Source organism: Pontibacter sp. FD36, assembly GCF_015686655.1.
In the GTDB taxonomy this organism is placed as follows: Bacteria; Bacteroidota; Bacteroidia; order Cytophagales; family Hymenobacteraceae; genus Pontibacter.
This window is the reverse complement of the sequence record NZ_JADPMP010000009.1, coordinates 95,495-117,026: the sequence shown is the minus strand read 5'-3', so window position 1 is coordinate 117,026 and position 21,532 is coordinate 95,495. Positions and strand designations below refer to the sequence as shown.

The following is a 21,532-nucleotide window of genomic DNA, read 5'->3' as shown; positions in this document are numbered from 1 at the left end:
GCTCCCCCTCCTGGGCTCGAACCAGGGACCCCCTGATTAACAGTCAGGTGCTCTAACCAACTGAGCTAAGGAGGAATCTTATTTATGTTCAGTGACGGCCTCTACCGTCGAATGATGGTGCAATATTACGGCGCCTAAGCTTACTACGCAAGTACTGGGCTAAAAAATATTTCGAGTAAGTTGTAAATGGTTGTGAATCAATCCGAAAAATTTAATTAAAAATGGAGAGCAGAGAGCCATTCAGTGCGGTGCGGTACTGCCTGAGGCCATATACAGCGGGACCCGCACTCACACCTCCCTGAAAATTGAACTGGGATCCGCAGCAAGTGTCCACAATAAACAGGTTGGACTGGTCTGCCTCCACCTGGCCGCAAGGTGCGCTCGCGGTAGGGTCATAGGGGCAGGCTCGCTCAAAAGCCAGGTATAGGTTCGCATGCTGCCGGATCACAATGATGCCTTTGTAACCGGAGTTCAGGTATACATAGCCTCCATCCTGGCGCAGACGCGTGTACAGCTGGCTGTTGACATTGATCTGCTCGCTTACAGGTACATTGGGTATACCCGGGCCTGGGTTATCGCTGCCGCAAGAGGCAAGCATCAGCAACGCCAGCAGGCAAAGGAGCTTACTGGTAATCGTAGAAGCCTTTGCCAGACTTGCGGCCATGGTGGCCGGCATCCACTTTCTGCTGCTGTATGCGGCTCGGTCTGAATTTCGGGTCATAATGGAAAGCCTCAAACATGGAGGAGGTAACAGAGTAATTGGTGTCTACGCCGATCAGGTCCATCAGTTCAAAGGGGCCCATCTTAAAGCCGCTGGCCTGCATAAGCCGATCTATACCTTTGGCATCGGTCACACCTTCTTCGAGCAGCTTGAGCCCCTCTACATAAAAGTGGCGCGCCACCCGGTTCACAATAAAACCAGGAGCATCTTTTGCCATGACAGGCTTCTTCTCCAATTTCAGGGCAAGCTGCTTGATCGTTTCAGCCACTTCCGGCGAGGTAGCGGCTCCTGAGATCACTTCCACCAGCTTCATGATATGGGCCGGGTTAAAGAAGTGCATGCCCACTACCCGCTCCGGGTGCGGTATACCCGCTGCGATGCGGGTAATAGGTATAGACGAGGTGTTGGAGGCAAAGATTGTATCAGGCGTATTCACGGCATCCAGATCTTTGAAAATGCTCTGTTTTACCTCCAGGCGCTCTACCACAGCCTCAATAATAACGTCGCAGCTCAGCTGCAGTGTATCACCAGTATAAGATATGTTCTCCAGCGCCACCTGTTTATCAGCTTCGGTCAGCTTGCCGCGCTCTATACCTTTGTCGAGGTTTTTAACGGTAGTCGCTTCGGCTTTCTTGAGCACCTGCGCATTGATATCGAACAGAATGGTCTTATACCCGGCCTGCGCACAGATCTGCGCAATGCCTTGCCCCATCGTGCCGGCACCTACTATACCTATCGTTTTGATGTTCTCAAATTTCATAGCCTTGGTTGTCTGTTAAAAAAGAATGGGTGAATGCTTTGCTATACTTAAAGAAACAAAACATTCACCCATTCGCTCAATCACTCATTCAGAATTAAATCACTCCTTTGAATTGTCGCAGGAAGCGTACGTCGTTTTCGGTGAATAGGCGCAGGTCTTTGATCTGGTAGCGGAGCATGGTGATGCGCTCGATACCCATACCGAAAGCAAAGCCGGAATATACCTCCGGATCGATGCCGCAGTTGCTGAGTACGTTCGGGTCTACCATGCCGGCACCGCCGATCTCTACCCAGCCCGATTGTTTACAGATGTTGCAACCCTCGCCTTTGCAGATCAGGCAGGAGATATCAATCTCGGCGCTTGGCTCCGTGAACGGGAAGAACGACGGGCGGAAACGGATCTTGGTGTCCTGTCCGAACATCTCTTTCGCGAAGTAATAAAGTGTCTCTTTCAGGTCTTTGAAGCTCACACCTTTGTTCACATAAAGGCCCTCCACTTGCTGGAATACCATGTGCGCACGGGCTGAAATGGCTTCGTTGCGGTATACGCGGCCCGGCATGATGCTGCGCAGCGGCGGCTGGTTGTTCTCCATCAGGCGCACCTGCACGTTGGAGGTATGGGTACGCAACAGTTTGTCACGGTCCTCGCTCAGGAAGAACGTGTCCTGCATTTCACGGGCCGGATGGTTTTCCGGGAAGTTCAGGGCGGTGAAGTTGTGCCAGTCGTCCTCGATCTCCGGTCCGTCGGCCACGTTGAAGCCGATGCGCTCAAAAATGCGCACGATCTCGGCACGCACCAGTGAAAGTGGATGGCGGGTGCCCAATGTATTAGGTATAGGAGGTAGCGTAAAGTCAAAAGCGTTCTCAGCTTCAGCGCCTGCCGAAGCATTGGCCAACTGCTCCTGCGCCTCATCAAACCGGGCCTGGGCTTTATTCTTGAGCTGGTTTAGCTCCTGGCCTACCTGTCGACGCTGCTCGGGTGCCACGGATTTGAGGTCGTCAAAAAGGGCGGCTATAGCGCCTTTGCGGCCAATGTAAGCGATTCTGAATTGCTCCAACTCGGCTGCGCTACCAAGCTGCGCGGCCTCTATCTCTTGTGCTACTCTCTGTATATTCTCAACCATAGTATGCAAAGATAATAATTTGCGAAATGTGAAAGGCAAAATAAGGCGCTTTGCTATACCTTGCCATTCGGTGAATAAAACCTAACTTGGTTTACCGACGCCAACCGGCCGTTTACCGACTTCTGTCCGGGGGTAACCTAATAGCCATTGAACTGAGCAAGGGCATCTTATACCTTTGGTACAGATCTTAAAACTAAGCGAAATAAAACCATGAAAAATCAAGAATACAATAGAGGCGGTTCCGGCAAAATGGCCGGCGTTTTTCTCCTGATGGTAGGTGTGCTGTTGCTCACTGCCAAGATGGGTATTTTCTTTCTACCGAGCTGGGTGTTTTCCTGGCCAATGTTCCTGATTGCACTGGGCCTGTTTCTGGGCTTTAAGCATTCCTTTCAGAAACCAAGCTGGCTGGTGCTGATCGTGATCGGTGGCGTTTTTCTGCTCGACAGGCACTTCTTTCTCGATATCAACCTGAAGCTGTACTTCTGGCCTATCCTGATCATCGGTCTGGGGCTGTGGCTGATCATGAAGCCAAAGAAGCGCAACCCCTGGGAAAACCAGGTGGGACCTGGCCCCGAGCCAAGACCAGAGGAAACCCCCGGCTACTATACCGACCCTGTGAACGGCGCCTATCCTGGTGGCTATACCGACTACACCGGCAACGAAGCTTATACCTCCAGCGGATATGACGGCAACCAGGGTTATACGGCAGGAGGGCCTGAAGATCAACTTGACAGTGTGGCGATACTCGGAGGCATAAAAAAAAACATCGTCTCTAAGAACTTCAAGGGAGGGGAAGTGGTGAGCGTGTTTGGAGGCACAGAACTTAACCTGATGCAGGCCGACATACAACACCCGATCGTGCTGGAGGCGACCCAGATCTTTGGGGGAACTACGCTCATCGTACCGCCACACTGGCAAATCAAGTCCGACGAAATGGTGGCCATCCTGGGCGGCATCGACGACAAGCGACCTGCAATGCCACAGGGCTACGACCCCAATAAGGTGCTCATACTGAAAGGCACCACCCTCTTTGGCGGACTCAACATCAAGAGTTACTAATGGAAGGGGTCGCATCGCAGGTACGGCTCATGCTGCTCTATCTGGGCTGGGCCCTGCTTTGGTCGGTGGTGCTGGTATTGGTGCTCTGGCAAACGGGCTTTGCCTTTAAACTGATACTGGCAGATGCCCTGCTGATGAACGTTTTACTGGCTGTGGGTGGATTTGCTGTAGGTACAGGCCTGCGGTTCTATCAGCCGAGCATTCGTCAGGGAGCATTTCTGCTGGGCTGGAGTTTGGGTTTGGCAGGTATATGCACCTTGCTGTTTGACTTTATAATGGGTCAGATGGTACCAGAAGCTACCACATACCTGGCTTTTGTCGACAAAACCCTGCCGATGCGCATCGCATTTAGCTGGCTGATGCTCTTGCTGATGCTCCTCCTAACCTGGCTGTGGTTCTATACCCGTCAGTTGCAGGAGGCTGAGAAGCGCAAAGCCGCCACCGAGAAACTGGCCCGCGAAGCCGAACTCTATAACCTGCGCCAGCAACTGCAGCCACATTTTCTGTTCAATAGCCTCAACTCCATCAGTGCTCTGGTGGTGAGTCGGCCGGAGCAGGCCCGCAGCATGGTACAACAGCTGTCAGACTTCTTGCGCGGCACCTTGCGCAAGGACAACAACCAGTTGGTACCCCTGGCGGAAGAGCTGAAGCAATTGCAGCTATACCTGGACATCGAAAAAGTGCGCTTCGGGCATAGGTTGCAGGTAGAAGTAGAAGCTACCGAGGATAGCCAAGGTATGAAGCTGCCTGCCCTTTTGCTGCAGCCCGTAGTGGAAAACGCCATCAAGTTCGGACTCTACGACACGGTGGGGGAGACGGCTATCAAGGTAAAGGCTACTACCGCGGACGGCTACCTGACCATCATCACCCAAAACCCCTATGACCCGGCCACGAGCCAGCCCCGCAAGGGTACCGGCTTCGGACTCGACTCCATTCAGCGCAGGCTATATCTGCTCTACGCCCGGCAGGACTTGCTGCGCACCTCTCAACAAGACCATCAGTTTACAACCACCATCAAGATACCCCAACACTATGAAAAAATGCCTGATAATAGATGATGAACCGCTGGCCCGCAGCATGGTGGCCGAGTACCTGCAAGCCTACCCTGAGCTGGAGGTGGTGCAGGAGTGCGGCGACGGTTTCGAGGGTGTGAAAGCCATCATGCAGCACCAGCCCGACCTGATTTTTCTTGACATCCAAATGCCTAAGATCAATGGCTTCGAGATGCTGGAGCTGGTGGAGCAAGCCCCCGGTGTCATCTTCACTACCGCCTTTGACGAGTATGCCATCAAGGCCTTTGAGACCAATGCCGTGGACTACCTGCTCAAGCCCTTCAGCAAAGAACGCTTCGATGCCGCCATACGCAAATGGCTGCAGAGCCAGGCAGCAGCAGCACAGGCTATACCTGCTTCAAGTGCGCTGGAGGAGGCTACTGGCAAGCAACCTGAAGAACAGCATCGCATTGTAGTAAGAGCCGGCAACAACATCCGCATCATACCGGTGGCCGATGTGCTATACCTGGAGGCCTATGACGACTATGTGAAAATCCATACTCGCGACGGTGTTTTCCTCAAGAAAAAGACGATGGGCTATTACGAAAAAGCGCTTGATCCGAAGCAGTTTGTGCGGGTGCATCGCTCTTATATCATGGCCCTGTCGCAGCTTACCCGCATCGAGCCCTTCGAGAAGGACAGCCACGTAGCCCTGCTGCGTAACGGCGAGCGTATTCCCCTGAGTAAGAGTGGCTATGCCCGACTGCGGGCAGTACTGGGTATATAGTCACCTTTGTACATGCCTATATTTGTATTTATCTGATTGGGAATATGTTTTTGGCTGTTTGGAGTCAAAAAAGCAGTGTCTGAATCAGCATTTGCCCTATTCGTCTAAATAGTTTTTCTCAAACCGAAAAAGCTATCACATTTGTCTCGCTCAAAGCTGTTTTGAGCTTGCCCGGAAAGTCTGAACACTTACTAAATAATTCTGTTAAACACTTGTGGAAACTTTTGAGATAAAAAACGTTTCCGTAGTTTTGCCTCGGAATTATGAAAATGGAAACGACAGTACAGCCATCGGTTAAAGATAAGATTGCAACAGAGGCATTTAAGCTTTTCTGTCGCCGCGGCATCAAGGGGTCCTCTATGGATGACATTGCGCAGCACCTTTCTATGTCCAAAAAAACCATTTACAAGTGGTTCAGCAACAAAGACGAGATTGTGTACTGGGCTATCAACTCTTACCTGAGCTCGGTGGATGCGGACTGTGAGCGATGCAAGCAGGAGGCGCCCAATGCCATCGAAGAACTTTTTTCGATCATGAAGACCACCCGTCAGGTCTTCGCCAGCATTCACCCCGGCATCTTCTTCGATCTGCAGAAGTACCACGCCAACGCCTGGCAAAAGTGGCAGGAGTATAAGAACCATGACTTCCTTCACCGGATAAAAGATAACCTCAGGCGCGGCATTTCTGAGGGCTTGTTCCGGCAGGACCTGGACGTGGAGGTAATCGCCCGCCTGCGACTCGCCCAGATCGAGGTGCCTTTTGACGAAGCCCTTTTCCCCCGCTTCCAATTTGAGCTGCTGCATGTGCAAACGGCCAGCCTCGAGTACTTCATGCTCGGGATCGCCACGCTCAAAGGGCACAAGATGATCAATGACTACAAGCAAATCACAGAAGAAGAATAACTGACTACAACTCTCCGATTATGAAAAAAACCATTAGCCTGTTACTGGCACTATTCGTCTTGCTAAGCCCGGTCAAGGTGCTGGCGCAGGCATCGCCGCAGGCTTTCAGTCTGCAACAGAGTATCGATTATGCCCTGCAGAACCGCGCGAGCCTGAAAATGGCCCGCAACCAGCAGGATATCGACAAAGCCAAAGTAGGAGAGATCCGGGCAATGGGCTTGCCGCAGATCGACGCCGCCGCCGACCTGGGCAAAAACGTGATTCAGCAGAAGAGCTTCCTGCCAGCCGAGTTTTTTCAGGATCCGGATAACCCAAACGCACCGGAGCCAGGCACTTTTGTGCCGGTAGTGTTTACGCCACAGTATACTGGCAACGCTGCCATCACGGCCAGCCAGCTGCTGTTCGACGGCTCATACCTGATCGGTTTGAAAGCTGCCAAGACTTATACCGAGCTGTCGCGCAAAACCACGGAGCAGAACGAAATTGATGTAGTAGAGCAGGTGACCAAAGCTTATTACAGTGTGCTGGTGAGCCGGGAGCGCATGGAGCTTCTCAACCAGAACCTCTACCGCCTGGACACGCTCCTGAAGCAGACGCAAGTGATGTTTGAGCAGGGCGTAGCTGAAAAGCTGGACGTGGACCGCCTTCGTGTGACCTACAATAACCTGAAAGTAGAAAAGCAGAAAACTGAGCGCTTGCTTACATTAGGTGAGGACCTGCTTAAGTTCCAGATGGGGATGCCCCAGAAAGAACAGCTGCTGTTAACTGACAGTCTGAGCGAAGTGCAGGTTGATATGGCCAAGACCAATCGAAACGGTTTCAATTATAGCAATCGCATTGAGTACTCTGTCCTGGAGACGCAGCGTGACCTCGCCATGCTAAACCTGCGCAACATCCGCTCTGGTTACTTACCCAAACTATACCTGAACGGCCGCTACGGCTATGTGGCTGCCAACAATGACTTCAGTGAGATCACCCGCAGCCGTAATTGGTTCGACTTCGCCTACGTAGGCCTGGGCCTGCAGGTGCCGATCTTCGACGGCCTCCGCAAGCACTACCAGGTGCAGCAGTCCCGCCTGACGCTCGAGAATGCCAAATTGGGGTTTGAGAGTCTGGAGCAAGGTATAGATCTGGAAATGGAACAGGCCTCCACCGACCTGACCAACTCTCTGGACGTGCTGGCATCGCAGCGCGAGAACCTGGAACTGGCCGAGGAGATTGCCCGTGTGGCCAAGATCAAGTTTCAGGAGGGCGTAGGCTCTAACCTGGAAGTAGTGACCGCCGAAACCGACCTGCGCCAGGCACAGACCAATTACTACGCCGCCATGTACGATGCCTTGATCGCTAAAGTGAATCTTGACAAAGCCACTGGCACCCTGCTTATAAAATAAAACACTTGAAAAAAGACTAACACACGACTTATCATGAAGAAGATACTTGGAGTTTCATCGCTGGCCCTGTTCCTAAGCCTGGCCGCCTGCAACCAGGGCAGCGACAAAGAGGCGCAACTGGCAGAACTGAAGAAACAGCAAACGGAGCTGCAGGAGCAGATTGCACAGCTGGAAGCGGAGCTAAAGACAGAAGGCAAGGGTGGACCAGTTGAGAGAAAGACTGTGCCGGTAACTGTAGCGCAGGTGCAGCAGGACACGTTCCGTCACTACCTGGAGGTGCAGGGCCGTGCAGACTTTGATCAAAACGTGCTGGTAAGCGCCAAAGTACCGGGTGTGCTCACGAGCGTGCGGGTAAAGCGCGGTGACAAGGTAACAAAGGGGCAGACCATGGCCACCATCGACGCGCAGGTGCTAGAGCAGAACATAGCCGAGGTGCGTACCCGCCTGGAACTGGCCAACGTGGCCTATGAACGCCAGAAAAACCTTTGGGATCAGAAAATTGGCACTGAGATGCAGTTTCTGACAGCCAAAAATAACAAGGAGGCCCTGGAGCGCAGCTTGGCCACCCTGCAGCAGCAGCGTGATCAGTATAACGTGAAGGCTCCTGTGAGCGGCGTGGTCGACAACGTGATTCCAAATGCCGGAGAGGCCGTGGCGCCGGGCGTGGGTATCATCCGGGTGGTCAACACCAATGGCTCTAAGATTGTGGCGGAGGTGTCAGAAGCTTACCTGACCAAGATCAGCAAAGGCGACGAAGCCCTGATACGTTTCCCGGACCTGAACCAGGAGATTAGCGCTACAGTGGATGTGGTCAGCAGCTTCATCAACCCGAGCAGCCGCACCTTCATGATCGAGCTCCGGCCGAAAAACGTGAACATAGAGTTGCGTCCGAACTTGGTGGCCGTGGTGCGCATACAGGACTACCGCAAAGAAGACGCCATCATTATACCTGTCAACCTGGTACAGCGCGACGAAAAGTCGCAGTACGTGTACGTAGCCCAGAAACAAGGCGAACGCTACGTGGCCACCCGCAAAGAGGTGGAGACGGGCGTGAACTACCAGGGGCAGGTAGAGGTGCTGAATGGACTGACAGCGCAAGACTACATCATTACAGCAGGATACCAGAGTGTGAACGAAGGGCAGCCAGTTGTCTTCAACCAGGAGCGTCTTGCGCAGCAATAATCTTTTAAGCAGCAGACTATGAAATATTTCAAGCCGACCAATTGGTCCATTGATAATAGGACGAGTATATACATCATTACCCTCATCATCTCGGTGTGGGGTATCTTCTCGTACATCACGCTCCAGAAAGAGAATTTCCCCGACATCGTGATTCCGACCGTGTTTGTGGGCACGGTATACCCAGGCACATCGCCGGCAGATATCGAGAACCTGGTGACGCGGCCGATCGAAAAGCAGCTGAAGGCTATTTCGGGAGTGAAGAAGGTGACGTCCAATTCTATTCAGGACTTCTCGATGATCACAGTGGAATTCAACACCGACGTGGATGTGGTAGAAGCGAAGCAACTGGTGAAGGATGCTGTGGACAAGTCCCGCACCGACCTGCCGACCGACCTCGACCAGGACCCGAACGTGCAGGAGGTGAACTTCTCTGAGTTCCCAATCATGTACCTCAATGTGTCCGGCAACTACAGCCTCGACCGCCTGAAAAAGTACGCTGAGGATATACAGGATCGCATTGAAGCGCAGCCTGAGATTACTCGCGTGGACATGGTGGGCGCTCTTGACAAGGAGGTGCAGGTAAACGTGGACCTCTACAAAATGCAGGTGGCGCAGGTGACTTTTGACGACATCAAAAGAGCCATTTCTTCTGAAAACGTTACTGTGTCAGGTGGCAATATCTCGGTAGGCGAGATGAAGCGCTCCGTGCGTGTGGTAGGCCAGTACACCGACCCGAATAAGATTGGGGATATCGTGGTAAAGTCACTGTCCGGCGCTAATATCCAGCTGAAAGAAATTGCGGAGGTAAAAGAAGGTTTTGAAGAGCAGGAGAGCTTTGCCCGCTTGGACAATTCGCCCGTAATTACGCTCAACGTGATCAAGCGAAGCGGCGAGAACCTGATACAGGCATCTGACAATATCCACGAAATGGTGGAGGAGATGCAGGCTACCGTGCTCCCGGCTGACCTAAAGGTGACCATCACTGGTGACCAGTCCACGATGACGCGCCATACCCTGAACGACCTGATCAACACGATCATCATTGGCTTCGTGCTGGTGACCTTGATCCTGATGTTCTTCATGGGCACGACCAACGCCATTTTTGTGGGCTTGTCAGTTCCAATTTCGATGTTCATCGCCTTTATGCTGATGCCGGTGCTGGGCTTTTCGCTCAACATGATCGTGCTCTTCTCGTTCCTGCTGGCCCTGGGTATTGTGGTGGACGATGCTATCGTGGTAATCGAGAACACGCACCGCATTTTGCACCAGTCCAATCTGGGCATCATTAAATCAGCTAAACTGGCTGCCGGCGAGGTGTTTATACCTGTATTGGCCGGTACCCTTACCACAGTGGCTCCATTCCTGCCGCTGGCTTTCTGGCCAGGCATTGTAGGTAAGTTCATGTTCTTCCTGCCGATCACGCTTATCGTCACACTGATGGCGTCGTTGCTGGTGGCCTTTATCATTAACCCAGTGTTTGCGGTTTCTTTCATGAAGAGGGAGCACGAGCAGGAGGCTGATATTGCACCGCGTGCACGTCGCAACTTCTGGTTACTGATAGGTGGTGCTGCACTGGTGGCCATCGTGGGTTACATGGCTGGCTGGTATGGCACGGCCAACCTGATCATGCTGGTTGTGGTGTTGGTGCTGCTGAACCGCTTTGTATTCCGTCGCATGATCCACGGTTTCCAGAACAACGTACTGCCGCGCTTCATGCGGGGCTACGAGCGCCTGCTGCGCTGGATGCTGATGGGCAGACGGCCAGTGTGGATGTTCCTGAGCATGTTTGTGCTACTTATTTTTTCTTTTTTTCTGACAGCAGTACGAGCACCTAAAGTAGTATTCTTCCCGGATTCCGACCCGAACTTCGTCTATACCTACATTAGCATGCCAGTCGGTACAGATCAGCTTGTGACTGACTCGGTTACACGTGAGGTGGAGAAGCGCATCTATCGGGTGATTGGTGCCGAAAACAGCGATGTGGAATCGGTTATTTCCAATGTGGCCATCGGTGCCGGCGACCAGAATGACCGCAGCGTGACCGCACAATCTCACTTAGGAAAGGTTACCGTAGCCTTTGTTGAGTATCAATACCGAACCGGCGAGCGCAGCACGCAGGAGTACATGAACGAAATACGTGAAGCGGTGCGCGGTATACCGGGTACCAACATCACGGTAGACAAAGAGCAGAACGGTCCGCCGGTGGGTAAGCCAATCAGCATCGAAATAGCGGGCGAGGACTTTGAAGGCCTGGTGGCGCTGTCGAAGCAAGTGCAAACTTACATTGATCAGCAGCAGATTGGTGGTATAGAAGAACTCCGCAGCGACCTGGAAGACAGCAAGCCGGAGATCATCATCAACATCGATCGGGAGCGTGCCAACCGCGAAGGCATCAGCACCGGGCAAATCGGTATGGAGCTGCGCACGGCCATTTTCGGCGACGAGGCATCTAAGTTCAAGCTGGACGAAGAGGAGTACCCGATACAAGTGCGCTATGCAGAGCCTTACCGCGAGAACATTGATGCCTTGCTGGACATGCGCATCACGTACCGCGACATGAACAGCGGGCAGGTACGCCAGATCCCGCTTTCGTCACTGGCGAGTATTGAGTACGGTACTTCATACGGAGGTATCAAGCGCAAAAACCTGAAACGGGTGGTAACGCTTGAGTCGAACGTGCTGGATGGGTATAACGCCAACGAAGTGGTGCAAAGCATCGGTAGCTCACTGCAGAACTTCCAGACGCCGGAGGGCTTTGAGATCAGCATGGGCGGACAGCAGGAGGAGCAGGAGGAAACAGCCAACTTCCTGATGATTGCCCTGGTGGCGGCCTTCCTGATCATCTTCCTGGTGCTGGTGACGCAGTTCAACTCCATCTCGAAGCCGTTCATCATCCTGTCGGAGGTGCTCTTCAGCATCATCGGCGTGTTGCTGGGCTTCTCCATTTTTGGGATGGACGTGTCGGTGGTAATGACCGGTGTAGGTATAGTGGCCCTGGCAGGTATCGTGGTGAAAAACGGTATCCTGATCGTGGAGTTCACCGACATGCTGATAGAAGAAGGACGCGACCTGAAAGAAGCGATTGTGGAAGCAGGCAAGACCCGTCTGAACCCGGTGCTGCTGACCGCGACTGCGACTATACTAGGCTTGATACCCTTGGCGTTAGGTATAAACCTGAACTTCTATACCCTGTTCACGGAGTTCAAAGCGAACTTCTTTATGGGGGGCGACAGTGCCGCCTTCTGGGGACCGCTGGCCTGGACGATCATCTTTGGCCTGGGATTTGCGACTATCATCACACTCCTGATCGTGCCGGTGATGTACTTGCTCAATGAGAAGCTGAGAGCAAAGGTAAAAGGAGAGAGAAAGCCGGTAGGAGGCGTGAAAATTATACCTCAGGACGAAACAGAGGTACCTGTAAATGGAAAAGTAGTTAGAGAATACACCCTATAAATATATGATTGCAACAACAGACAAAACTATTGAGCGAGAGGTAATCCGCATCATTAGCAAAACCAAGGAGATTAGACCTGCCCGTTTGCAGGCAAATGCCCGTCTGGAAAAAGATTTCGGCTTTGATACGGTGGATGTAGTGGATATCATCCTGGAGTTGGAGAAAAATTTCCAGATCACCATTCCGGATGAAGTTCCGATCAACACGGTGGGCGACTTTGTGGACTTTGTAGCATCACATGCGATGCAGAAAGCCAGCTGATCGAATTTGTAAATGGTATAAACAGAAGCGGCCGGGGTGCAAACCCCGGCCGCTTTTTATTTGGTAAAACAACAGCCTTGAAAGTGGAACCAGGTTCCTGTGTGGCTGTCGTTATGCGTATGTTTTCAGAAAATAATGTGTGTAGTAAGCGTTCTGTCGATAGGCAATACTTGATTAGTAGATAGAGATGCGGTAAGCTTTCAGTTTCTGGTCGAGGGCCTTTGAGTTAGGACATACCTTGTCGAGCAGTGCCCAGAAACCCGGACCATGATTTTTCTCGATGGTGTGCGCCAACTCGTGCAGGATTACGTAATCGCAAAGTGAGTCAGGCAGGCGCATCAGGTGCAGGTTGAGGTTGATGTTGTTGGTATGCGAGCAGCTTCCCCAGCGTGACTTTGCGTTTTTGATAAACACGTTCTGGTAATCGAAGCCAAACTTGTCGGCGAAGAATTTGACACGCTCCGGCAGATACGCTTTGGCCTCTTTGCGGTAGGCCTCCTCAATCGACTTGCGGATAAACTTCTGCACTTCGTTGTCGCGCACGTCTTTGTAAGCCGGGTAGAACACGTTGATGTAACCGTTCTCGATCACGCAGCGCATGGTATACTGGGCATGCGTGAGCAGGCGCAGGGTATGGCAGCGGGTCTTGAAGTCGGTGTTGCCATCGTACATGGTCACACGGGCCTCCTGCTGCTTCATGCGGGCCTGGTGCTCTTTTATCCAATCGCTCTTGGTATAAATAAGCTGCTCGGCTTTTTCGAAGCTGATGTGCGGAGGGACGGCTACACGCACCCCTTTGATAGGGCGCACACTGATGCTAAGACGCTTGGCTTTGTCGCTGCGTTCGATCAGAACCTTCCCAATGCCGTCGATGTGAAGATTAACGGAAGTAAGTCGTAGAAATGATGAAGACACCTTGGCTAAAAAGTTAAAAATACACAATCATCAGTCCAAATATAGAAAATTAATTCCTGAAGAAACTAATAGATAAGCGGCTTTTTTCTAAATTTTTTCAGATTTCTGTATTTGAATAGTACTATATTGTGTAGCCGTTATGTATTTTTTTAAGCTGTGTTATGCAGTTGTTTAACCTGCTGTTACACTCTCTAATGAGGTACCAAGGGCATAAAAAAAGCCGCCTTGAAAGGCAGCTTTTCATGTGTTTTTTCTGTGACGCAGGCTAGCGGATATTGCCGCCCTCCGGAATGTCGTCGTGCGGGTTTTTGGCTACGCGGCTGCTGTCGGTGGTAGAGGCACGTACAATGGGCTCGTGATGGCCTGGTTCCTCAGAGCCGTGTCCCTGCGAAGTATGGGCTGGACTCTCGTGCTGAACCTCTGTTGAGTCAGCAGCCTGGTCGCTGTACTTTGGCGTGCCAAAGGAGCTGTCAGCATGGTGCGGCTCCATGGTGTGCACCGACTGCTGTCGGGCCTGGCGATCCTCGTCCCACTCCTTGAATTTGTCGAGCTCCGACTTGATGCTGGTCATAAACCAGGCCAGCAGGGTAGCATCGTCCAAAAGACCGATCACTGGTATAAAGTCAGGTATCAGGTCGATTGGCATCAGGAAGTACAGAATAACGGCCACACCACCTACCAATGTTGTATTCGGGATGCCTTTGTACTCTCCATTCACAGCCGATCTGATCATATGCGATAGGACCTGGAAGCTTTCCCATACCTCGCCCGCAATCGTCCCCAGGCTTTTCTTGGCCGTGGCTTTCTTGAAGGCGTCGTTCAAAAGTCTGATAACCTGCGAAGGATGCTCCAGATACTTCTCTGCCTTCTTGAGTATGTTCTTAAAGAGCTGGCTTTGGGAAATGGTTTTCCCGTCCGGGCTCTGCTGTTGCTGATTCTGAGTGTTCTGATCTGTCATAAGGTATGTGTGATTTTGTATAGCACCTGCTTCGGCTGTTTGTCAAATCGGGCGCAAGTTGCTCAACTCCGAACAACCTTCCTATACCCTGCTACAAGTAATTTTGTTATACACCGCAAACGAAAAAACGGGCGCTGGTATAGCCGCCCGTCCTCAAAATCTATGATACAAGGTATGGTGTTAGTCAACCCGGCCGGCAGCGTAGTAGTAGTTACGGTAATAAGGCTCCTTGAGGGAACTGATCATCACGCCACCGCTTGTGGCGGAGTGCACAAACTTGTTGTCTTTGAGGTAGATGCCCACATGAAAGATCGGCTGCCTGGGACTACGACGGAAAAAGACAAGATCGCCGGTGCGTACACTGTCTTTGCGGATGCGGGTCACGTCGTCGAACATGGAGCGGGAGCTGCGGCTCAGGTCGATGCCGTACACGTCGCTGTAGATGCGGGTCACAAAGCCGGAGCAGTCGGTTCCTCTTTTGGAGTTGCTGCCATAGCTGTAAGGAGTGCCCAGCCACTTGGATACGCTTTCGAGCAGGTCTTTGTCTTCGCTGTAGTCGAGCTTGAGGCCCAGTTTGCGGGAGTAGCGGTGGTAGAAGGCCGAATCCACGGGTTCGCTCAGGTGGGACGGCACCTGTAGTTGCAGTGCTTTCGCGATGTCCTCCCCAGTCTGGATCGGGTATAGCATGAGGCTGGCCGTTTCTGATTCAGCAGGTGTCGACCCAGGCTTTTTTACTTCGTAGAAGAAAGAAAGAGCGATGGATACAAGGGCCAGTACACTCAGTATGATTGTTTTTGTCATAGGGTTTAGCATGTTTAGCTCTGCCGCAGCAGCAAACTTTGTCACCTTATGGTTGTAGAGTGGTATAGGTCTAGTATTGCATTTTATACCCTGCAACCTGTTCGCCAAAACTAAAATGGCGAACCAGGGAGCAAAAGTAAGTACAATTTTCTAGACTGGCAATATGGTAAATAGCTGATGTTCACAGGAGAAAGGCATGCTATTCACTTTTTATTCAGAGCTGTTTACCCGTATGATAGCCTGGACGCGTAACCTAAATGACCTGTTGTGTCAGGTATAAGCTTACAAAGATGAAGTACAAAATTGTTGAGAATTCTCCTTTTGCCCGCATCGCCCGCCTGGTGCTCAAGAGCAGCAATGTGGCTATGGTACTGGGCCAAACGATCCACCTGAGCGGCGTGAAGCGGGACTCTTTTCTGCGTGACAAAGGCTGGGTGGCACATGAGCTTTGTCATATCCGGCAGTTTCAGGAGCATGGCTACCTGCGCTTCCTGTGGCTATACCTGCGCGAGTCGATGCGTGTGGGCTACTACAACAACAAGTATGAAGTGGAGGCCCGCATTGCCGGCCTGAAAGGTGAAATAGATCTGCCTGTAGCCCAAAAAGCAGACAGCTCAATCAAACCGACTGAGCTGCCATTGCCTATTGATATCAGAAAGGAAAGCTGAAACTATGCCTCACGCCACTTGATGGTGCAGCCGATCGCTTTGGTGTTAGGCTGGCTCACGGCTTTGCCTGCTACCAGCTCGTCAAGTGCCTCCTCAGCATATTTCTTCTGCACTTTCGCTGGTTCACGCGAGTTATCGTCTATCGTGCCGATGTAGGCTACCTTAAAAGTGCCGTCTTGCTGCTTCTGCACCACATACAGGTGCGGTGTGCGGGTAGCACCATAGGCTTTGGTGATTTCCTGCGTTTCGTCATACACGTACGGGAACGGGAAGTTCTTCTCCCTGGCACGCACCTGCATGTCTTTGTAAGAGTCCTTTGGTGATACTTTCACATCGTTCGGGTTGATGGCAATGATCGGGTAGCCCTGCGGTGCATACTTGTTGTGCAGCTCAATCAGGCGGTCTTCGTAAGCCACCGAGTAAGGGCAGGTGTTGCAAGTGAACGTGACAATGAAGCCCTTGGCATCCTTGTAATCGCTCATGGAGACCATCTTGCCGTCCACGTTCTTCAGTTTGAAGTCGCGGGCTGTGTCGCCTACCTGGTAGCCGGAGTTGTTAGAGGCAGGTATAGCTGCCATCAGCACGCCCACCAACAGCAGGCACGCCATGTAAAGAAGCGGTACTCGGTTATTCTTCATAGTAATAGGTTATGGTTTATACTTGTTGATCAGTTCCTGTAACTCATCTTGTGAGATCTCGCGCTCTACGAATTCATACTGCTTGCGCTTGTTGTTGAAGAACATGGTGGCAGGTATGGCGCCTGACCACTTCGGCTCGATGCGGTCGATCCAGGTGTTGCCGTCTGGCTCGTCGAGCAGGTATAGCCGCGACTGGAGCTTACGCTTCTGCACAAAAGGCATCACCCGCTTCTCTTTGTCCTGCACGGCATCCATGCTCACCAGGATCACCCGCACCGGCTGGTCTTTGTACTTGGCGTGGGCAGCTTCGAAATAAGGCATCTCTTTAATGCAGGGCTTGCACCAGGTGGCCCAGAAATTCACCACGTACAGGGTGTCATGCGGCGACTGGCGTAGCTCCTGTAGCTGGTCAAACTTGATGGTCGTGACCTCCTGAGCCTGCGCTGCCGTGCTGACGAACAGGCCAAAGGCCATTGCCAGCATAAATTGCTTCAGATGTTTCATCATGGAATTATAACGAAATATACAGCAGGGCTATTGCTGCTTGCTGCCTTCTAACAATTTGCTCTCTAAATCGTTTTGAATATACTATACGAATGTTAAACTATAAAAACCAACTTAGAATGGCTAATAATCTGGAAGGAAAAAAGATAGCAATAGTAGTAACCGATGGGTTTGAGCAGGTGGAGCTAACCGAGCCTAAAAAAGCTTTGGAAGAAGCCGGTGCGCAGACTCATATAATAGCCCTGAAAGAGGGAGAAGTGAAAGGCTGGGACCATACGGACTGGGGCGATAAATTCAAAGTGGACAAAACCATCGACAGCGTGAACGCCGACGACTATAACGGGCTGCTGCTGCCTGGTGGGGTGATGAGTCCTGACAAACTGCGCGCTAATGACAAGGTGGTGAGCTTTGTGAACAAGTTCATGGAGAGCGGCAAGCCCGTAGCCGCCATCTGCCACGGCCCCTGGACGCTGATTGAAACCGGCAAGCTGCAGGGCAAGAAAATGACAAGCTACCATACCCTGAAGACCGACCTTAAAAACGCCGGAGCTGAGTGGGTGGATCAGGAAGTGGTAGTAGACAATGGCCTGGTGACAAGCCGTAATCCGGATGATATACCTGCCTTTAACAAGAAGATTATTGAGGAATTCGCCGAAGGCCGTCACGAGCCGCGTTAAGCAAGCACTGAGGAATATTAAAAAGCCGCTGCACTATACCCAGACAGGTATGGCGCAGCGGCTTTTTTTAGGTTTATAAATTAGTTTTGGATAAGGGGCAGTAACTGCTCAGCCCGGCCCTCCAGCATTACAGCCAGCGTGATATCGAGCACTAGTAAAAACAGCCCCTGCAGTGTGATAGACTGCCCATAGCCCAGGTACTGCTCTGCTTTTGGTGAACTCAGCGATCGTTCTTTTAGGTAAGCTGCCAGCATCAGAAACGCAAAGTCCAGGCCGATGCTCAGGTATAGCAGCTTAAGCGTCCAGTAGTGGAAAGCAACCGTTTCAGATAGTGATCGAACACTAGAGTCAACTGAGAGAATAAAATAGAGTGATCCGCCTGCAATGATCATGTTGACGATGTTCCAGTAGATGTTCATCTGGAAAAAGTAACGTTTGTTGCGCGAAGACTTGGTTAGTTTGATACTGCTGATCAGTATGTTGATAAGTGCCCAGACACCCAGTGCCAACATGCCGAATTTCAGCGTCTCTGCCTGTTTCAAGTTAAATGCCGCTATGGCGCTGCCTTGGGCGTTGGCCGTGAGACAGAGTAGCAAAAGAGGCAACAGGCAAAGGTATTTTCTCATAATATGTTCACAAATGGTTTGTGTAGGAACGTATTACGGGTGAGTTTAGCATAGCTGAGCGGTAATAAATGTCGGAACAGTACAATTGCTGTAACGCAATTGTTGCTATAAGTGTTTGTTGATTAGCTTATTGCCTGCGAGCCACTATGTCAAGTCCAATATTAACGGATGGGTAAATAGTCCTGTTTCCGAGTGACTGGTCTGAGCCGTAGGTGAGGCGCCAGTGGGTGCGGTCAATGTTGAAATTAGCTTTGGCGCGCAGCACAGAGTCTTCCAACTCAATAAGGGCAGGAAAGCTGATACTCTTGGTGATGCCTGTAATGGTAAGGTTGCCTGTCACTTTGTGATTCGGGTTTTTGATGCGCAGTTGTTTCGTGTTGTCGGGAACAGCAGGGGCGTCCTGGCGCTCCGTGCTGTCATAAGGTACAATGGAGGTGATCACAAAGGAGGCAATGGGATGCTGTTGCACGTCAAAAAAGTCTTCGGAGCGCAGGTGCTTTGTCAGCTTTTTGTTTCCTGCCTCGTCAATCGACTTGTCATCCGAGCGCACATTGGTCATGTCAAACACTGCCTTGCCGCCATGGGGCTTGCCATCGTGCAGTGTGATCGTGCCTTCTCTGATTGGGATAAGGCCATTGTGGCGTCCCGTCACTTTAGCACCTATCCAGGTAACAGTGCTTTTGGTTGTGTCCAGCTGAAATATCTGGTCGGGCATGCCGGGGCTGAGAGCCCTAACGGCAGCGCCCACTTCTGCTTCATCGGTTTTTACGGTAGTGTCGCAGGCCATGCCAGCAAATGCCAGAAAGGCCCAAAGTAGGGTATAGAGCAGTCGTAGTCTGTGCGTGTTCATAAGTGTAAGCGCTGTGCCCGCTGGCACAGGGGTGGTTTTCAGCATTATAAAATACGGCATAGAAAGACAAAGGGCTGAAAACAACAGGCTGTATACCTGCGCCTAAAACAAAACAGGGACCTGCTGCCAGGTCCCTGTGTCGAGGAGATCAGAGGTGAGTAATGCCTTAAAAGCCAAGGCCCAGGTATACCTGGAATACGCCATGTTTTATATCCTGATTTATCTTCTGCCCCTGGTTGTTTTCTTTGCGCAGGTCCTCCAGCCCCAAGTTATAGCGGGCTCCCAATCTGAAAATGCTCAGACGGGCTTCAGCTCCGGCTGCTATGCCATAGGCAAAGGTGTTCAGCGGCTCTATGTTCACTTCCGTATCTTCTTCTTTTGCTGACATCAGGATGCCTACCTGCGGACCAAAATGTATACTTACATTTTCAGTGATGTTGAATACCGCCAGAATGGGTACTTCCAGGTAATCGAAGCGGAAGGTGGAGTCGTTTCGCTCAATGCCTTTGCGGGAGTACAGCGCCTCAGGCTGTATGGAAAAGGTATTGCCAAGTGAAAACTGGGTATAGACACCGGCATGGAAAGTTGTAAGGCCACTGAAGTTGCCCAGCACGTCTTTGTCGCTGCCGCGGAGGGTGGCGAAGTTCACACCGCCTTTTATACCAAAGCCGGAATTGGTGCCGGTGCCGCTGAACAGGTTGTGATTCTGCTGTCCTGCCGATGGTCCGTAATCGGTCTGAGCATAGGCACCTATTGAGAACAGGAAAGCTAGTAGGAGTAGTATAGATTTTTTCATCGTCTTGTCTGGTTGGTTTTTATTAAAGTTTACGATAGCCTACGCTAAAGTGTGACTTTTATATGTGAATTGCTATATATCGTTGCATAAATTACAAAGGTTGCATCGTCCTTGCACACAGATTATTAGGTATAGCTTTTGCGCTGATAATATTTAGCCGGGAGCGCTCTCTTTTTGGACTGCTCCGTGTGAAGCCATGACTGTAGCGTCTGTCAGACAGTTGTCCGCGGTGATGAAATTTACCTGAAATTAACAGGGAGTTAACAGTAAATGGTGGATAATTCACCGTAATCAACATAGTTATCCACATTTATCCACATCCTGAATGCGCATTTGTGGGCAATTATATAGGGTTTCATGAATTTATGCACCTGTGTGCATAGGGTGTTTTACATAATGTTGTGAGAGGATAATTGCACTGAAAATCAGGTATAAACGGCTTGTGCAGGTGCTGTAAAAGTAGTTCTAGAAAGGGTTCTGACCGGCAGAAAAAAGGGTGTATCGGGGAAAGAAAATGGATCGGTGGATAAACTAGTGGCGGTGTATAAATGTTAATTTTGCACTATGCTAAAAATTGCCTGGTCTGAAATATTCGCACACTCCCTGCCCGAAGGCCACCGCTTTCCGATGGCCAAATACGATCTGCTGCCCGAGCAGCTGCTCTATGAAGGCACCATTACGCAAGACAATCTCTTCGCCCCCGAACCGCTACAGGAACAATACATCCTTGACACCCACGACGCCACCTATTGGCAGCGCCTGCGCGACTTGGAGCTAAGTCCGTCAGAGATTCGAAAAACAGGTTTTCCGCTTTCGGAGCAGCTGGTAGAGCGTGAGGTGGTGATCATGAACGGTACGCTGCAGGCATCGCTGTTTGCGCTGGAGTTTGGCATCGGCATGAACATAGCCGGTGGTACGCACCATGCCTTCACCGATAGGGGCGAGGGCTTCTGCCTGCTCAACGACATTGCCATTGCAGCTAATTACCTAATCAAATATAAGGGGATAAAGAAAGTGCTGGTGGTGGATCTGGACGTACACCAGGGCAACGGCACGGCACAGATTTTCAGGAACGAGCCACGTGTGTTCACCTTCAGTATGCACGGCGGACACAACTATCCCTTTCACAAAGAGCAGTCGGACCTGGATGTGCCGTTGACGGAGGGCACAGATGATAAAACCTATTTGAAATTACTGGGAGAGCACCTGCCACGGCTGCTGGACGAGCAGGAGCCAGAGTTTGTGTTTTTTCAGTCAGGGGTGGACGTGCTGGCGACTGACAAGCTTGGGAAGCTGGGCATGAGCATAGCTGGCTGTAAAGAGCGCGACCGCATGGTGCTGGAGGCTTGCGCACGGCACCGCATACCTGTCACGGTCAGTATGGGCGGTGGCTACTCCAAACAAATCGCGCACATCGTAGAGGCGCACGCCAACACCTTCCGGCTGGCGCAGCAGCTCTTTTTCTAA

The 21,532-nt window shown here is 51.5% G+C and carries 22 protein-coding genes and 1 tRNA gene; 11 read left to right on the top strand and 12 right to left on the bottom strand.

Going from position 1 to position 21,532, the window contains the following annotated elements; genetic code table 11:
• Nucleotide 1: 1 nt before the first annotated feature.
• The 4 genes from I0P70_RS13910 to pheS all read right to left on the bottom strand — a co-directional run bounded on the left by I0P70_RS13910 (nt 2) and on the right by pheS (nt 2,604).
• A tRNA-Asn gene (locus I0P70_RS13910) sits at nt 2-75 on the bottom strand.
• Between the two features lie 136 nt (nt 76-211).
• Nucleotides 212-676 (bottom strand): hypothetical protein, encoded by a 465-nt coding sequence (locus I0P70_RS13905; protein ID WP_230392198.1) that lies wholly within the window; start codon nt 674-676, stop codon nt 212-214.
• Nucleotides 624-1,481, bottom strand: coding sequence for a 3-hydroxyacyl-CoA dehydrogenase NAD-binding domain-containing protein (locus I0P70_RS13900; RefSeq protein WP_196119028.1), 858 nt, complete (start codon nt 1,479-1,481; stop codon nt 624-626). The genes I0P70_RS13905 and I0P70_RS13900 overlap by 53 nt, the downstream gene beginning before the upstream one ends.
• 94 nt (nt 1,482-1,575) lie before the next feature.
• Entirely contained in the window at nt 1,576-2,604 is a 1,029-nt protein-coding gene (gene pheS, locus I0P70_RS13895) for a phenylalanine--tRNA ligase subunit alpha (protein WP_196119026.1), read from the bottom strand.
• A gap of 210 nt (nt 2,605-2,814) precedes the next feature.
• Between pheS and I0P70_RS13890 the strand changes: the two genes are divergently transcribed.
• The 8 genes from I0P70_RS13890 (at nt 2,815) to I0P70_RS13855 (ending at nt 12,632) form a co-directional block, all read left to right on the top strand.
• Nucleotides 2,815-3,663: a LiaI-LiaF-like domain-containing protein gene (locus I0P70_RS13890; protein ID WP_196119024.1), complete on the top strand. Its 849-nt coding sequence runs from the start codon at nt 2,815-2,817 to the stop codon at nt 3,661-3,663.
• A complete protein-coding gene (locus I0P70_RS13885; RefSeq protein ID WP_196119022.1) occupies nt 3,663-4,721 on the top strand; it encodes a sensor histidine kinase in 1,059 nt (352 codons plus the stop codon). Before I0P70_RS13890 ends, I0P70_RS13885 begins: the two co-directional genes overlap by 1 nt.
• Complete coding sequence (locus I0P70_RS13880) at nt 4,696-5,442, top strand: LytTR family DNA-binding domain-containing protein (protein ID WP_196119020.1); 747 nt, start codon at nt 4,696-4,698, stop codon at nt 5,440-5,442. Before I0P70_RS13885 ends, I0P70_RS13880 begins: the two co-directional genes overlap by 26 nt.
• 269 nt (nt 5,443-5,711) lie before the next feature.
• On the top strand, nt 5,712-6,344 hold the full coding sequence (locus tag I0P70_RS13875; protein ID WP_230392197.1) for a TetR/AcrR family transcriptional regulator: 633 nt from the start codon (nt 5,712-5,714) through the stop codon (nt 6,342-6,344).
• A 20-nt stretch (nt 6,345-6,364) separates the two neighbouring features.
• Nucleotides 6,365-7,735: a TolC family protein gene (locus I0P70_RS13870; protein ID WP_196119016.1), complete on the top strand. Its 1,371-nt coding sequence runs from the start codon at nt 6,365-6,367 to the stop codon at nt 7,733-7,735.
• Between the two features lie 33 nt (nt 7,736-7,768).
• Nucleotides 7,769-8,917 carry an efflux RND transporter periplasmic adaptor subunit gene (locus tag I0P70_RS13865; RefSeq protein WP_196119014.1) on the top strand — a complete coding sequence of 383 codons (1,149 nt, stop codon included), beginning with the start codon at nt 7,769-7,771 and terminating at the stop codon, nt 8,915-8,917.
• Nucleotides 8,918-8,935: 18 nt separating this feature from the next.
• Complete coding sequence (locus I0P70_RS13860; protein ID WP_196119012.1) at nt 8,936-12,370, top strand: efflux RND transporter permease subunit; 3,435 nt, start codon at nt 8,936-8,938, stop codon at nt 12,368-12,370.
• A 4-nt stretch (nt 12,371-12,374) separates the two neighbouring features.
• Entirely contained in the window at nt 12,375-12,632 is a 258-nt protein-coding gene (locus I0P70_RS13855; RefSeq protein WP_007652315.1) for an acyl carrier protein, read from the top strand.
• A 174-nt stretch (nt 12,633-12,806) separates the two neighbouring features.
• Here the strand turns inward: I0P70_RS13855 and I0P70_RS13850 are convergent, their stop codons facing one another.
• The 3 genes from I0P70_RS13850 to I0P70_RS13840 form a co-directional block, all read right to left on the bottom strand.
• A complete protein-coding gene (locus I0P70_RS13850; RefSeq protein WP_196119010.1) occupies nt 12,807-13,547 on the bottom strand; it encodes a SprT family zinc-dependent metalloprotease in 741 nt (246 codons plus the stop codon).
• 265 nt (nt 13,548-13,812) lie between these two features.
• Nucleotides 13,813-14,505, bottom strand: coding sequence for a YkvA family protein (locus I0P70_RS13845; RefSeq protein ID WP_196119008.1), 693 nt, complete (start codon nt 14,503-14,505; stop codon nt 13,813-13,815).
• 180 nt (nt 14,506-14,685) lie between these two features.
• On the bottom strand, nt 14,686-15,306 hold the full coding sequence (locus I0P70_RS13840) for a C40 family peptidase (protein WP_196119006.1): 621 nt from the start codon (nt 15,304-15,306) through the stop codon (nt 14,686-14,688).
• Nucleotides 15,307-15,596: 290 nt separating this feature from the next.
• Between I0P70_RS13840 and I0P70_RS13835 the strand changes: the two genes are divergently transcribed.
• A complete protein-coding gene (locus I0P70_RS13835) occupies nt 15,597-15,974 on the top strand; it encodes a hypothetical protein (protein WP_196119004.1) in 378 nt (125 codons plus the stop codon).
• A 2-nt stretch (nt 15,975-15,976) separates the two neighbouring features.
• Here I0P70_RS13835 and I0P70_RS13830 read toward each other — a convergent pair whose 3' ends face one another.
• On the bottom strand, nt 15,977-16,612 hold the full coding sequence (locus tag I0P70_RS13830; protein WP_196119002.1) for a thioredoxin family protein: 636 nt from the start codon (nt 16,610-16,612) through the stop codon (nt 15,977-15,979).
• A 9-nt stretch (nt 16,613-16,621) separates the two neighbouring features.
• Nucleotides 16,622-17,119: a TlpA disulfide reductase family protein gene (locus tag I0P70_RS13825; protein ID WP_230392195.1), complete on the bottom strand. Its 498-nt coding sequence runs from the start codon at nt 17,117-17,119 to the stop codon at nt 16,622-16,624.
• Between the two features lie 116 nt (nt 17,120-17,235).
• Between I0P70_RS13825 and I0P70_RS13820 the strand changes: the two genes are divergently transcribed.
• A complete protein-coding gene (locus tag I0P70_RS13820; protein ID WP_196119000.1) occupies nt 17,236-17,793 on the top strand; it encodes a type 1 glutamine amidotransferase domain-containing protein in 558 nt (185 codons plus the stop codon).
• Between the two features lie 80 nt (nt 17,794-17,873).
• Here the strand turns inward: I0P70_RS13820 and I0P70_RS13815 are convergent, their stop codons facing one another.
• The 3 genes from I0P70_RS13815 to I0P70_RS13805 form a co-directional block, all read right to left on the bottom strand.
• The gene (locus tag I0P70_RS13815; protein WP_230392194.1) at nt 17,874-18,419 is read right to left on the bottom strand and encodes a hypothetical protein; all 546 of its coding nucleotides are present in this window, start codon (nt 18,417-18,419) and stop codon (nt 17,874-17,876) included.
• Between the two features lie 127 nt (nt 18,420-18,546).
• Nucleotides 18,547-19,269, bottom strand: coding sequence for a YceI family protein (locus I0P70_RS13810; protein WP_196118998.1), 723 nt, complete (start codon nt 19,267-19,269; stop codon nt 18,547-18,549).
• A 166-nt stretch (nt 19,270-19,435) separates the two neighbouring features.
• Entirely contained in the window at nt 19,436-20,065 is a 630-nt protein-coding gene (locus I0P70_RS13805) for a porin family protein (RefSeq protein WP_196118996.1), read from the bottom strand.
• Nucleotides 20,066-20,629: 564 nt separating this feature from the next.
• Between I0P70_RS13805 and I0P70_RS13800 the strand changes: the two genes are divergently transcribed.
• The gene (locus I0P70_RS13800) at nt 20,630-21,532 is read left to right on the top strand and encodes a histone deacetylase (RefSeq protein WP_196118994.1); all 903 of its coding nucleotides are present in this window, start codon (nt 20,630-20,632) and stop codon (nt 21,530-21,532) included.

What these genes read in the sequence shown, in the direction of transcription:
- I0P70_RS13845 (WP_196119008.1), bottom strand. Translation starts at nt 14,505, where the DNA reads ATGACAGATCAGAACACTCAGAATCAGCAACAGCAGAGCCCGGACGGG.
- I0P70_RS13810 (WP_196118998.1), bottom strand. Translation starts at nt 19,269, where the DNA reads ATGAACACGCACAGACTACGACTGCTCTATACCCTACTTTGGGCCTTT.
- I0P70_RS13900 (WP_196119028.1), bottom strand. Translation starts at nt 1,481, where the DNA reads ATGAAATTTGAGAACATCAAAACGATAGGTATAGTAGGTGCCGGCACG.
- I0P70_RS13820 (WP_196119000.1), top strand. Translation starts at nt 17,236, where the DNA reads ATGGCTAATAATCTGGAAGGAAAAAAGATAGCAATAGTAGTAACCGAT.
- I0P70_RS13880 (WP_196119020.1), top strand. Translation starts at nt 4,696, where the DNA reads ATGAAAAAATGCCTGATAATAGATGATGAACCGCTGGCCCGCAGCATG.
- I0P70_RS13830 (WP_196119002.1), bottom strand. Translation starts at nt 16,612, where the DNA reads ATGAAGAATAACCGAGTACCGCTTCTTTACATGGCGTGCCTGCTGTTG.
- I0P70_RS13870 (WP_196119016.1), top strand. Translation starts at nt 6,365, where the DNA reads ATGAAAAAAACCATTAGCCTGTTACTGGCACTATTCGTCTTGCTAAGC.
- I0P70_RS13855 (WP_007652315.1), top strand. Translation starts at nt 12,375, where the DNA reads ATGATTGCAACAACAGACAAAACTATTGAGCGAGAGGTAATCCGCATC.
- I0P70_RS13865 (WP_196119014.1), top strand. Translation starts at nt 7,769, where the DNA reads ATGAAGAAGATACTTGGAGTTTCATCGCTGGCCCTGTTCCTAAGCCTG.
- I0P70_RS13840 (WP_196119006.1), bottom strand. Translation starts at nt 15,306, where the DNA reads ATGACAAAAACAATCATACTGAGTGTACTGGCCCTTGTATCCATCGCT.
- I0P70_RS13825 (WP_230392195.1), bottom strand. Translation starts at nt 17,119, where the DNA reads ATGATGAAACATCTGAAGCAATTTATGCTGGCAATGGCCTTTGGCCTG.
- I0P70_RS13890 (WP_196119024.1), top strand. Translation starts at nt 2,815, where the DNA reads ATGAAAAATCAAGAATACAATAGAGGCGGTTCCGGCAAAATGGCCGGC.
- I0P70_RS13835 (WP_196119004.1), top strand. Translation starts at nt 15,597, where the DNA reads ATGAAGTACAAAATTGTTGAGAATTCTCCTTTTGCCCGCATCGCCCGC.
- I0P70_RS13805 (WP_196118996.1), bottom strand. Translation starts at nt 20,065, where the DNA reads ATGAAAAAATCTATACTACTCCTACTAGCTTTCCTGTTCTCAATAGGT.
- I0P70_RS13860 (WP_196119012.1), top strand. Translation starts at nt 8,936, where the DNA reads ATGAAATATTTCAAGCCGACCAATTGGTCCATTGATAATAGGACGAGT.
- I0P70_RS13885 (WP_196119022.1), top strand. Translation starts at nt 3,663, where the DNA reads ATGGAAGGGGTCGCATCGCAGGTACGGCTCATGCTGCTCTATCTGGGC.
- I0P70_RS13800 (WP_196118994.1), top strand. Translation starts at nt 20,630, where the DNA reads ATGCTAAAAATTGCCTGGTCTGAAATATTCGCACACTCCCTGCCCGAA.
- pheS (WP_196119026.1), bottom strand. Translation starts at nt 2,604, where the DNA reads ATGGTTGAGAATATACAGAGAGTAGCACAAGAGATAGAGGCCGCGCAG.
- I0P70_RS13815 (WP_230392194.1), bottom strand. Translation starts at nt 18,419, where the DNA reads ATGAGAAAATACCTTTGCCTGTTGCCTCTTTTGCTACTCTGTCTCACG.
- I0P70_RS13875 (WP_230392197.1), top strand. Translation starts at nt 5,712, where the DNA reads ATGGAAACGACAGTACAGCCATCGGTTAAAGATAAGATTGCAACAGAG.
- I0P70_RS13905 (WP_230392198.1), bottom strand. Translation starts at nt 676, where the DNA reads ATGCCGGCCACCATGGCCGCAAGTCTGGCAAAGGCTTCTACGATTACC.